The sequence below is a fragment of the Mucilaginibacter terrae genome, from assembly GCF_031951985.1.
Taxonomy (GTDB): Bacteria; Bacteroidota; Bacteroidia; order Sphingobacteriales; family Sphingobacteriaceae; genus Mucilaginibacter; species Mucilaginibacter terrae_A.
In genome coordinates this window covers 259,451-272,648 of the sequence record NZ_JAVLVU010000001.1, presented here as the reverse complement: position 1 = coordinate 272,648, position 13,198 = coordinate 259,451, and the positions used below count along the sequence as shown (strand labels likewise).

At 42.6% G+C, this 13,198-nt stretch carries 8 protein-coding genes; 5 read left to right on the top strand and 3 right to left on the bottom strand.

Annotated features, from left to right (window positions below; genetic code table 11):
- Window positions 1–325 precede the first annotated feature (325 nt).
- The 5 genes from QE417_RS01195 to QE417_RS01175 all read left to right on the top strand — a co-directional run bounded on the left by QE417_RS01195 (window position 326) and on the right by QE417_RS01175 (window position 8,675).
- The gene (locus QE417_RS01195) at window positions 326–3,436 is read left to right on the top strand and encodes a SusC/RagA family TonB-linked outer membrane protein (RefSeq protein WP_311947008.1); all 3,111 of its coding nucleotides are present in this window, start codon (window positions 326–328) and stop codon (window positions 3,434–3,436) included.
- Between the two features lie 32 nt (window positions 3,437–3,468).
- Entirely contained in the window at window positions 3,469–5,097 is a 1,629-nt protein-coding gene (locus QE417_RS01190; RefSeq protein ID WP_311947006.1) for a RagB/SusD family nutrient uptake outer membrane protein, read from the top strand.
- A 107-nt stretch (window positions 5,098–5,204) separates the two neighbouring features.
- Complete coding sequence (locus QE417_RS01185) at window positions 5,205–6,848, top strand: alpha-L-fucosidase (protein WP_311947004.1); 1,644 nt, start codon at window positions 5,205–5,207, stop codon at window positions 6,846–6,848.
- A gap of 63 nt (window positions 6,849–6,911) precedes the next feature.
- Window positions 6,912–8,189 (top strand): L-fucose:H+ symporter permease, encoded by a 1,278-nt coding sequence (gene fucP, locus QE417_RS01180; RefSeq protein WP_311947002.1) that lies wholly within the window; start codon window positions 6,912–6,914, stop codon window positions 8,187–8,189.
- 120 nt (window positions 8,190–8,309) lie between these two features.
- Window positions 8,310–8,675: an L-rhamnose mutarotase gene (locus QE417_RS01175; protein WP_311947000.1), complete on the top strand. Its 366-nt coding sequence runs from the start codon at window positions 8,310–8,312 to the stop codon at window positions 8,673–8,675.
- A 521-nt stretch (window positions 8,676–9,196) separates the two neighbouring features.
- Here the strand turns inward: QE417_RS01175 and QE417_RS01170 are convergent.
- Genes QE417_RS01170 through QE417_RS01160 form a run of 3 tightly spaced genes read right to left on the bottom strand, consistent with a single transcriptional unit; the run spans window position 9,197 to window position 13,074 of the window.
- Window positions 9,197–11,191 carry an alginate lyase family protein gene (locus QE417_RS01170; protein WP_311946998.1) on the bottom strand — a complete coding sequence of 665 codons (1,995 nt, stop codon included), beginning with the start codon at window positions 11,189–11,191 and terminating at the stop codon, window positions 9,197–9,199.
- A gap of 39 nt (window positions 11,192–11,230) precedes the next feature.
- Complete coding sequence (locus QE417_RS01165) at window positions 11,231–12,622, bottom strand: glycoside hydrolase family 97 protein (RefSeq protein WP_311946996.1); 1,392 nt, start codon at window positions 12,620–12,622, stop codon at window positions 11,231–11,233.
- The gene (locus QE417_RS01160; protein ID WP_311946994.1) at window positions 12,619–13,074 is read right to left on the bottom strand and encodes a glycoside hydrolase family 97 N-terminal domain-containing protein; all 456 of its coding nucleotides are present in this window, start codon (window positions 13,072–13,074) and stop codon (window positions 12,619–12,621) included. The genes QE417_RS01165 and QE417_RS01160 overlap by 4 nt, the downstream gene beginning before the upstream one ends.
- Window positions 13,075–13,198: the final 124 nt, after the last annotated feature.

Here is a 13,198-nt window from a genome sequence, read left to right as displayed (position 1 = left end):
AACCAGTTATAAAAGTCTGCTATCATACGCCGAGATGAGCGCCAAGATTAAAGCCCAGACTATTATTAAAAATTAATTTGAGCATAGCTTCACCATATGATGAATTGACCGGGTATATGAGAAGAGATACATACCCAAGCTTAAGTAACCAATTATTGATTAACCTAAATGTAATAGCATGAAGAGATAAAACGAGCATTACCAAAAAAACGAGAAGTGTTTCCACCACTCCCCGTTTTCAAAATTTCCTACTGCGCATTTGGTCACCTTTCGGGTGATGTAGGGCTTCTATGTTTATTTTTTTACAAATAAATCAACCCAATTTATGAACTTAAATTTATTAAACCTCAATATTTGGCGTAAAAAATATTTAAGGCAAGGTTTAAGCCCGGCCTTTATACTGGTAGTGGCCACTGGAACTACCTATGCCAACTCAAAAGGCGGTACACCTGAAATTGTTGCCCGTCCATCCGCATTAAACTTATCACGTGTTGTTGAAGTGCAGCTTGCCCAGGCCATTAAGGTTACCGGTAAGGTAACCGATTTAAACGGACAAGGCTTACCCGGGGTAACAGTCAATGTTAAAGGAACCAATATTAACGCCGCCACCGACAACCAAGGCAATTATGCCATTAACGTGCCTGATAATAACAGCATACTTGTTTTTACCTACATGGGTTTTTCGGCCCGCGAAATGCCTGTTAACGGCCAAACCACTATCAATGTACAACTAAAAGAAGCTAATAAAGACCTGCAAGAGGTGGTTGTGGTGGGTTTTGGTACACAAAAGAAAATTAACCTTACAGGTTCTGTTGCCACTGTAAATTCGGCTCAGTTAGATAATCGTCCTATCACCCAAACATCGCAGGCATTATCGGGCCTTGCGCCGGGTGTGCAGGTAGTGCAGGGCAGCAGTCGCCCGGGTGCTGATGGCGCTAATATTACCATCAGGGGTATCGGCTCATTTGGTGCCGGCCGTTCGCCGCTGGTTTTAATTGATGGCATAGCCGGATCTATTGACGACGTGGCTCCTGACAACATAGGCAGCATAAGCGTTTTAAAAGATGCCGCATCGGCCGCTATTTATGGTAACCGCGGTGCAAACGGCGTTATCTTAATTCAAACCAAACGAGGTAAAGCAGGTGCTACCCAAATAGCCTACAACAATTATTTTGGCTGGGAAAAAGTAACCGAACTGCCTCAATTCGTAAACTCGGCAACTTACGCACAGCTCACGGGCGCTACACCTGATGTAGTGGCTAAATATGCAGCCGGTAACGACCCTGATAATTACCCCAACGTTTACCACTTAAAAGATCTGCTAAACTCAGGTTCAGGCTTTCAGCAATATCATAATGTAAGCTTTTCGGGTGGCGAAGGCAGGCACACTTACCTGTTCTCAACCAGCTACCGTAACCTTAACGGTATTACTGCCGAAACCAATAACAAGCGTTATGATATATTGGCTAACATCGATAGCCGTTTAACTGATAAATTAACCTTAAAGACCAGCATTACCGGCTTTGCCCGTACCGAAAACCAGCCGCAGGCAAGTTACGGAGGAATAGGACAAATTATAGGTTATGCAGTACGTGAGCCTAATACTATTGCCGGAAGGAAATCAGACGGTACATACGGGCACCAGGACAACTATTCACCCGAAGGTTGGTTAGACAGCGAAGGTTTCAGCAATTACAAAGCAAAAAACTTTTATGGTAGTACCATGCTCACCTGGGATATACTGAAAGGATTGAGTTTAAGCGGTACGGCCGGTTACCATTATTATAATGGTTTTGGAAGGACTTATACCGCCGATCTGCAATTAGACCGAAACTTATACGTAGGTCCTAATAGACTAAGTAATAACTATACCGAAGGCTACGAGGTTACTTTAAACAGTATTTTAAAATACAACCATTCTTTTAAAGACCACAACTTTAATTTACTGTTGGTTTACCAGCAGGAAGAACACCGCGATGATAATTTCAACGCATCGCGCGACCGTTTTCCAAATAACCTGCTTTATCAACTTGACCTCGGCTCTACCGCAAATCAGCAAAACGGTGGCTCGGCCAACGAGTATGCTTTGCAATCGTACATAGGCCGTTTAAACTATGATTATAAAGGTAAATATCTGCTTGAGTTAGATGCTAACTACAACGGCTCATCGCGCTTTGCACCCGGTAATCGTTTTGGCTTCTTCCCTGGTGTATCAGCCGGCTGGGTAATTTCCGAAGAATCTTTTATAAAAGACAAGCTAAACTGGATCGACTTGTTAAAGATCAGAGCTTCGCATGGCTCGTTGGGTAATGGTAACATCAGCAACTATCCCTACCAGTTTGTGATCAATACATCGCCACGTTATACCTTTGGCGGTACTTTGGTAACCGGTGCGGCAGTAACTAATGCATCAAATGCAAACATTAAATGGGAAACTACAACCACTACAGATTTAGGCCTCGATTTTGGCTTCTGGAAAGGTAAACTCACCGGTACCGTTGGTGTGTACAATCGTACCGCTAAGGACATACTTTACAACGTTCCTGTATCAAACACATTGGGTCTTGGTGCGCCAACATTAAACGCAGGTTCGTTGCGTAACCGCGGTATCGAAGCCAACTTAACCTTCAATATGAAGAAAGGTGACTTCTCGTTAAGCGTAAGCCCTAACTTCTCGTACAACAAACAAAAGGTTACCGAAATTGCAGGCAACATCCAGCGTGTGATTCCCGACTTTTTTGTTGGCCAGCCAATGAACCCTATTTACGGTTACGTAGCCGACGGTATTTTTAGGGATGCGAGTGATGTAGCCAGCTACCCGGCCCAGCCAACTCCCGGACAACCAGGTGTTATCCGCTTTAAAGACATCAGCGGCCCTAACGGTGTTCCTGACGGAAAAGTAGATGCGACGTATGACCGTACAATTATCGGCTATAAAAACCCTACCACCTCGTACGGCTTGCAAATAAACTCAGGCTATAAAGGCTTTGATTTTTCGGTCTTGTTTTCGGGATTGGGAGGCTACACCGAGCAAATGGGCTCGTACATGGCATTTGCCTATTACAACGGGGGGAACATTCAGCAGTGGCAGGCCGATAATGCCTGGACTCCGACCAACCCCGACCCGAATGCCAAATATCCGCGAATTACCAGCTTAGGACAGGGAAGCGCCAACGTGCAAACCAACTCGTTCTGGAACAGATCGGGAACTTTCTTAAGATTGAAAAACCTGCAGATCGGTTACACGTTATCACCATCGCTTACCCAAAAACTTCATTTATCTAAACTCAGAATATTTGCAGGCGGTCAGAACTTGTTCAAGTGGGATAAATTCTACACCGGTTGGGACCCTGAGAACATGCAAGGCTCAGGCGATCAGCCCAACTACTATCCAATTACTGCAATTTACACCTTTGGCTTTAATGTCAAACTCTAACTGATTTGATTATAGCTTAAAATGATTTAACCATGCGAGAGATATTAAATAGAAAAAGTTTATTGCTTAAAACCTCGGTTGTTTTAAGCGTACTTTTATCAACCACAACAGGCTGTAAAAAAGACCTGCTTGATAAACAGCCACTATCGGCTATTTCAGATGCTACCTTTTGGAAAACAGCTAACGATGCTACCCTTGCACTCAATGGTGTATATGACACCGGGGCAGGCTTCACCAATTACAATTTTTGGTCATCGTTAGGTATGGTAAACCTTGACCTAGCCGCAGGCAATGGTTCTGAAAAGGAATCGTTACCAGATAACATTACCAACGGCTCGCTCAACACGGCAAACGGTGTTACCGGAACTTATTATAGCAGCACTTATCGTCAAATCGCCCGTTGCAATAACTTCTTAACCAACATTGTGCAGGTAACAATGGATGCCAATGCCAAAAACGTAATGATTGCCGAGGTTCGCGCAATTCGTGCTTACGATTATTTTAACCTGGCACTTTATTTCGGCGATGTTCCTTTGGTGCAAAAGTTACTGACCACTACCGAGGCCAACAGCGTAACCCGTACACCTAAAGCTGATGTATGGGCATTTTGCGAAACCGAACTTAAAGCCGCTGCTGCAGCACTACCCAACACAGTACCTGCTGCACAGCAAGGTCACATGACCGCTGCAAGCACGCTGGCTATATTAGGCAGGTTACAAATGGCTCAAAAGAAATGGGCCGATGCGGCTACCACTTATAAATCCATTATTGACATGGGCGCGTATAGCATTGATCCGCGTTACAGAGAGCTGTTCTTGTTCGCAGGAGAGAACAGCCCGGAGATTTTGCTGTCAATGCAGTACATAAGAGATACTTACAGCCATGCCTTGCTACAGTACCTCACCCCCGAGACCTGGGGAGGATGGCACCAGTTCTCACCTTTTAATGAGTTGGTGAAGGAGTTTGAGTGTACCGATGGCAAGCCCATCACCCAGTCGCCTTTGTACGATAAGAATAACCCTTACAATAACCGCGATCCCCGAATGGACTTTAACATCATGATATCAGATCGTACGGTTTTCAGAGGACGTACCTACACCGCTAAACCGGGCACAACACTGGTGGATCGTTTAGATCAGTATCCGGGAGTATGGAGCGGTTATGCCATCTATAAATTTTTGGAGGATGATCCTAACGTGGCCACCACATCTAACGATGGTAATAACTTTCCTTTGATCCGTTATGCCGAGGTATTGCTGGGCTACCTGGAATCGAGGCTGGAATCAGGCGCGGGGGTTGACCAGGCACTGCTTGACAATACCATTAACAAAGTGCGTGGCAGAGCAGCGGTACATATGCCAGCCGTAACCACTTTAGATCCAATCGCCCTGCGTACCATCATCAGGAGAGAGCGTCGGGTAGAGTTTCCGTTTGAAGGTTTACGCTATTACGATTGCTTACGCTGGGGCATCATCGCATCAGAGAACAGCCAGCAATTTACCGGCATGAAATTAAATAATACACCGGGTTTCCAGGTTGATGCAGATGGCTACTACATCTACAAAAAACGGAATTTTGTTGTAGGTAAAAACGAATTGTGGCCCATACCACAGTCAGAGCGTGATCTGAATCCCCAGCTCACTCAAAATCCGGGGTATTAATTGATTTATCCCAAATTAGTTTAAGTTTTTCGGGGGCGGCAGCCTCTGGTAGATTACCGCCCCGAAAAAATTTGCCTTTAATGTTAAATTACTTATAATTAAGCTATATGCAAAGAAGAACAGTTCTTAAAACCCTTACCACCGGCGCAGCCTCTTTAGGTTTATCCAAACTTCAAGGGCGTGGCATTTTGAATAGTGCACTAGATCCGTTAGGGTATGCCGGCCGTTTTGAACCAACGTGGTCATCGCTGGCCAATTACCAGGTGCCTGAATGGTTTAAAAATGCAAAATTTGGAATTTGGGCACATTGGGGGCCACAATGCCAGGCCGAATATGGAGACTGGTATGCACGCGGCATGTACCAGGAAGGGAGTGAGCAGTATAAATATCATATTAAGAAGTACGGACATCCATCGAAGTTTGGCTTCAAAGACGTCATCAATGAATGGCGGGCAGAAAACTGGAACCCCGAAGAATTGGTGTCATTGTACAAAAAAGCGGGTGCACAATATTTTATGGCGTTAGCCAATCACCATGATAATTTCGATCTGTATAAAAGTAAGCATCAGCCCTGGAACTCAACTAAAATAGGTCCTAAGAAAGACATCATCGGCCAATGGGCAAAAGCAGCCCAAAACAATAATCTACCTTTTGGCGTAAGCGTTCATGCTGCGCATGCCTGGAGCTGGATGGAAACCGCACAGCGTTCAGATAAAAACGGGCCATATAAGGGAATACCCTATGATGGCAAAATAACTAAAAACGATGGAGCCGGTAAATGGTGGGATGGCCTGGACCCTCAGGAACTTTATGCGCAAAATCATCCGCTAAGTGAAAATAGTTGGGATAATGGCATGATTCATCGCCAGTGGAACTGGGGTAACGGAGTAGCACAGCCTACCAAAGCCTACTGCGAGAATTTTTACAAACGTACCATTGAATTGATAGACCGGTATAATCCTGAATTGATATATTTTGATGATACAGTACTTCCACTGTGGCCGGTTAGCGATGCAGGTCTGCGTATTGCGGCGCATTTATATAATAAAAGTATTAAAGATCACGGACAGTTACGATCAGTAGTCTTTGGTAAAGTTTTAGATGAACAGCAACGTAAGTGTATGGTTTGGGACATTGAACGAGGACAAAGCAATAAAATTGAGCCTTTGCCATGGCAAACAGACACCTGTATAGGAGGCTGGCATTATGACCAGCGTATTTATGACCGTAATCAATATAAGACAACAAAAACGATCATCCATACATTAGCTGATGTGGTCAGCAAGAACGGGAATCTTTTACTTAATGTACCGGTGCGCGGCGACGGCACCATTGATGAAAAGGAACGCGCCGTCGTAGAAGGCATCGCAGCCTGGATGCAGGTCAACAGCGAAGCCATTTATAGTACAAGGCCTTGGACTGTTTTTGGAGAAGGCCCGGCAATGGAATCTCAAGCGCCATTGAGTGCACAAGGCTTTAATGAAGGTAAAGGAAAACCATTTGGTGCACAAGATATACGCTTTACCACCAAGGGTAACATTTTATATGCTATTTTGATGGGTTGGCCTACAGAAAGCAGGATCTTGATTAAAAGCATTACCGGCAAAAATAAAGTAACCGGCGTTGAGCTGCTCGGCGAGCATACCAAATTAAGTTTTGAACAAACCGATAACGGCCTGGCTGTGCAAATGCCAGCCGTTCCACAAGGCAAAGATGCTTTCGTAATAAAAATTAACGGGGCTATCAGCTAAATAAAAATTACGGTATAATCTACTTCACAACAAATATATATTAACCATAACACTGTTAAATGCATGACTAAGCGTGATTCCATATTTCCCATAATATTACTCACCAGTTTATTCTTTTTATGGGGATTTGCCCACAATTTAGATCCGATACTCATTCCTCATTTAAAGCGATCATTTACTTTAAGTACCGTTCAGGCCACATTGGTAGATTCAGCCGTTTTCATGGCTTACTTCCTGATGGCTATTCCTGCAGGAATGATTATCAAAAAAGGGGGCTATAAAGTGGGGATAATCACCGGCTTAATCGTGTTTGCAGCGGGGTGTTATCTGTTTATCCCTGCAGCAAACACACAGCAGTACACATTTTTTTTGGTGGCATTATTTGTAATTGCGTGTGGACTCACCACACTCGAAACCGCCGCGAATCCATACATTACTGTAATCGGCGATCCGGAAGGTGCATCAACCCGTTTAAACTTCGCACAATCATTTAATGGACTGGCTACAACGCTCGCTCCGATTATTGGCGCTAAGTTTATTTTAACAAAGAGTTATACCGAGGAGGCACTCAAGGCCATGAGTCCTGCTGCGCAACAGTTTGCTTTGGCAACTGAGGCCTCCTCTGTTAAAATGCCATATTTTATATTAGGCACAGTTTTACTGGTTATTGCCGTATTTTTCTTTTTTACCAAAATGCCTGTCGTTAATACGCACGCAGCTAATACCACCACCAAAAGCCGGCATATTTTTCAGGCGCTTCGTCACAAACATTTGTCTTGGGCAGTAGCCGCGCAGTTCTTCTATGTCGGAGGCCAAGTATGTGTATTAAGCCTTTTCCTACTTTATGCCACAACCGCTGCCCATATTAATGAAACTGCGGCGTCTTATTATCTCGGCGCAGCAGGCTTCAGTTTTTTAATAGGCCGCTTCATAGGCACGGCGCTCATGAAGTTTATAGCACCGCAAAAATTGCTCGGACTGTACGCTGTCATTAACGTATTGTTATGTTTCGGAGCCATTTATTTTCATGGGATTGTTACGGTTTACATCGTGATCGGGATCTGTTTTTTTATGTCCATTATGTTCCCAACGATTTTTGCACTCGGTATCAAAGGGTTAGGCAGCGACACAGAATATGGCAGCAGCCTGATCATTATGTCAATTGTCGGCGGTGCTATCGTCCCCCGCTTTTATGCTTACATCAGCGATCATACCGGCAATATTCAAGATGGCTATTGGGTGCCTTTGTGTTGCTTTGTTATTATTGCCCTGTTCGGCCTCAGCGGCTATCGCATCAGGCAGCCTAAGACCGAATCTATTGCGGCTTCCCACATTTTATAGACAAACCCTTGAGACTCTTTATCATTCATGATATTTAAGCGTTTATGGCAGTCCCTAATAAGACAATAATTCTCACAACTTATTGCAATCCTAAAATAAAGGAATAATATAAAAATCTAAATGAATAATAACCAAATAAAACGATACTGTCTTGCACTTGACTTGATTGATGATCCTGCGCTGATAGCCCAATATGAATATTGGCATCAGGCAGAAAATGGCTGGCCCGAAGTCAAAGCCAGTATTCAAAGCTCTGGAGTATTACAGATGGAGATATACCGTACAGGCAACCGGCTTTTTATGATTATAGAAGCATCAAACGATTTTGATTTTAACCGTAAAGCTCAAGAAGATGCTAATAATGCAATAGTACAACAATGGGAGAATATGATGTCAAAATTTCAAAAACCCTTGTCATGGGCTGGCAATGGAGAAAAATGGGTACTAATGAATAAGATATTTCAGTTGCAGTCGCCTGATTTTTAATGGGAAGATATTCTTCAAAAAGAGTACTCTAATCAATTACTGTTAGGATTAACGAACTCGAAAAAACTTTCAGATATTTACATCTCATCATCAGCTATTTTATGTCCTCCTGGCGCTAAGGAATTTGCCCCAGCAATATTTCAGATGATCTAACTACAACATAGCCGCACGTTTATCGATCACTTGATCGTAAATTGATCAATCTCAAGGCAATATCATAATTAACCAAACGTCACTATTACACAACCGCTTGTTTTTTCGCCTTTCGAGTTATCAGTCTGGCTTGTATTTTTATTGATCTGTTCATCATATGATATTGAATCAGTAATTCCAAATCAATCAATAGGGTTATTACTGATAAGTTGAAGCGTAAACAAGGATGTCTTTCAAAGTATTGCTCAATTCTTTGCCATACTATGAAGGACATCCAATATTTATAATTTACCATTTTAACGGTTTAAGCATTTGTATAAAGCTGCAAAATGGTCTATAATTATAGAAACTTATACTTACCAATAATTCTATTTTAAATCGATACTATCAAACTTGACAATAGTGTTATTAGGCATCCCGGAAGCTGCAAAAAAACCAACGAAACCATTATTAAAGGTAATTGACGCGACACCCGCATTACTCCAGTTCTTGCCGTCAGAAGAAACAAAGGCGCTTAAAAGTTTACCTTCACGTTTTAAACGTAACCAGTAGTACCCGGTCAGGCGGCCGTATGTAACCGTAGACTCCGGCAAATTTTCTACAGTATTTATCAGCCTGATCGGTCCTCCATCCTTGCTTCGTTCTGAAAAACGCACATGCCAGTTAGGTGCTTCTATCTGATCACTTTTTCCGGGATTTAAACTTAAAGAAAACTGCGCCGAGTTAGCCATAGTGGTTTCTCTTACCGCAATTCCAAAAGATGAAAATTGAGAGCTGATCTGCGGTACATACCTCAGGGAAATTTCCATTTTATCTTTTAATGGTACTGCGACATAATGAAATGAATCTTTTAATGAATCAATTCCTGTTCCAGAAGCATCCATGTAATAAGTTTGATCACAAAACTGGGTATTCCCTGAATTTCTGACCTTTCCAATATCCATTTGTTTCCAACGCCCAAAAAGTCCGACAGAAATTGAAATTTCTCGAGAAGGCACACTTTCACCCTTGCTATTAGAGGCAGTTACCACGTAATGAAGCAATTGTCCCAATTTCACATTGGTATCTTCAAACTTAGATGCAGAGAGACCACTTACGATGACTTTATATGGTCCTCCAGCCTTTTCGGCCCTTTTGATCGTGTATTTTTGGGCTCCTACAGGCATGATCCAGGAAAGCCCTATGGTTGTCCTATGGGCTGTGGCTACCAGTCCTGCCGGTGCTACCGGAACTTCACTTTTATTAATTAAAGAATCGCCGACTTTTTTACTGTAAAATAAAGTTCCATAACCCGGGTGGTCAGCACCGGGCCTTCCAGGCCCTTCCGGCCTCAACTTTTCTGCGGCCAGTTGCGTATATGCCGCCGGAACGCTCATACGGTTCACATAATGGTTATAAACCTGTTCATATACAGCACGGAGGGGCCCCCGATCTTGTCGTGCTATCGCTTTGTGGTGGTATTTGCCGGTGCGATCCAATGTTTCCACGAAAGGCACTTCGTTGCCCAGATTAAATTTAGCCACGTATTCAAACCCTTTCAAAAGACGATCATTATCATAGCCATATAAATTGAGACCTTGATGCCACGCAATTTCACAACACTCCGCAAGCATACCAATGCCCAACTGCGTGTGCCCCTGATCTCGGCCGCTCTCCTGGATCTGTCCAGCATCGTTGATCACATAATTAGCTAAGCGCCCATTACCCTGGCCATTTACGTAATACTTTAAAGCGTCCTCGAACATGGACCGGTCATTACAGAAAACAGCGATAGACAGCACCGTTTTTAAGGCGGCGGCATCCCAGTTTCCGTTTGCAAACGGCGCATAATTTTTTAATACAGGGTAGATCACCTCTTTAAAATGTTTTTCGGCTTTAATGATGTCAGCCTCGTTCCATCCCGCATTTGAATAGCGGATTATCTCTGCTGCATTTATCATCTTAAATGGACCTAAACCAGCCATTAAAACGGCATCTCGCCCTGTTATAGACTTTAAGTTGGATGACCAGGCATTAATAATTTCAATAGCCTTTTCGGCATAGGCTTTATCGCCAGTTATTGACCACATAATTGCATTATGATGAGCTGCATTTGCATCCGTATCATAAACGGACTGACCAATTGTAGGATTACGTCCAACCATAGCCATCGGGCCTTTCATTATGTAATTACTTTGAGAGACAGGATTTTCCGAAAACAATTTGAACCCTGAGTAAATTGGTTCTTCCTTTGTAGCTACCGCCTTTTTCATCCGGTACAGATCATCTTTTGAATGTAAGAGACCTGGATGGATAAAGCTTTGTGCATGTGTAAAAAATACCGATATCATCAGAACGGAAACCAATCCGATCTTCTTTTTCATGTTACGATTCATCATCATTGTCAAGATAATTTAGAACGATTAATTTATGGGCCTTATGATAATTGCCTGACCACCTTTGCCTTTAACATCTATTTGCAATTTTTCCCCCGCCTTCAATTTTATGGTTCTTTTCCAAAGAACGCTTCCATTCCCATCTTCATAGACCGTAGCCATATAATCCTTACCGCGTTTCAAAAAGTTAAGTTTAACTGTTTGCTTCCAGTCATTAAATCCGGCCGCATTGCCGATAAACCAAGTATTACCGGTCCTTCGGGCAACGCTAATGTATTTGCCGATACCACCAGCAAGGTATACCGTCTCATCCCAAACTGTTGGGACATATTTAAAAAATTCAATGTCGTCGTAGTTAGTATAATCTTTAGGTTGTCCATACCAAAAAACGGATTGCAACGGACTAAAATAGATCACAGTTAAAGCCAATTGCTGACCTTTGCTTACTTTTAAATTTTTACTGAAAGTGTTTTTGGGATTAGGATAACAAAAAGTAAAATCGGCTGCACCGGCAATAAATCGAGTGAAGGGTAAGGTGGTGGTATGAAATGCATCAGGACTATTTTCATCTCCCCTTATCCCCTCCTGCGTCAATAGATAAGGGAAGCTCCTGCTCAGGCCGGTAGGTTTATAATTATCGTGGATGTTCAAAAGCAGACCCGCCTCATTCACTTTACGGATGGCCTCGGTCAGCCAGGTCAATCCGTTTTGAGTAAAACCATCAATAAAGCCAAATTTCAATCCGGCAATCCCCCACTGCTTATATACAGGTAAAATTTCATCCAAGTGGTTTTTCAGACCTATATAATTAATATAAAGTATCACACCGATACCGTTCTGCTTCCCATAGGCAATTACCTTTGGCAGATCGATCTCAGGGATAACTACCCTTGGATCGGAGCTTAATGCACGTTCAGGGCCATACCAACCAGCATCAAACATAATATACTTAAAATCAAGTTTTTTTGCCAGATCTATGCAATCCAAACCACTCTGCGTGTTCAGTTGTGAACGGATAAGCTTTCCGGGAATGATCTTCGACATATCGATATTGGAAGGGGGCGACAATTTTATAGACAGCGAACTAAATTGATGTAAGCCAATAGCATCTTTGCAAACACTTACAGTACGCCATGGGGTTTCAAATCCTGCGTCATATTTTACAAGGGTATCCCTCACAAAAGCAACAGATAAGCTGTTGGGATCCCCCCCTCTCTGCAATTCCGCTTTGGTAAAATTCCGATTATCAGCTTCACCAATACTCAGACAATAATTTCCGTTTTCCAAGGTAGCCGGAAGATCGCAGGAATTACTCAAAGAGTCGATCCAAACAGGGCTGAACACGCTTTCATGATGGTACTGGTAAATTTTGTATGGTTCAGTTAAGTTAAACCTTGTAACTTCCTGCTGAATCTTCAATTGTCCCGGCTTTTCCTGTATTGCGGCACCACATATCGAAATGCCAAACTGCCATTATAAACCCTTACCATAACCTTATAGTTATAGCTCTTTGATCGACAAACGAGTTCGAACTCATTGTAGGTATTGTCAATTATTGCATCTTCTCCAAGAGGCCATTTAATGTTAGTTGAATGGAAGCTTGTTTTTTTTAAGGTAACAGAAACATTTTGGCCAATATTCTCGCCATTGATCTTAAGTCCTAAATCTGACGGAAGAATAATTTGCTTTCCCTCAAACCTCAACTCGTAAGTCAACCGGCGTCCATCGGTTTTAAACACGGCCCTGATCTTTTTGTCCGGGGAAAAAATACCAAAATGTTTTTTTTCTGATCGATTAATTGGAGTAAACGCTTTTACGGCCGCTGAGTCAAAACTGATCAATGCCGCAAATAATAGTAATATTCTTCTCATAGTTTTTATTGGTGGCAATTAAAGCCAATACAATGATAGAAAACTAAATCGATTTAGTAAATTTTATTTATATGTCATTTACTATAACTTAGTTATATACCTTCCTATTATTAATAAACATCAC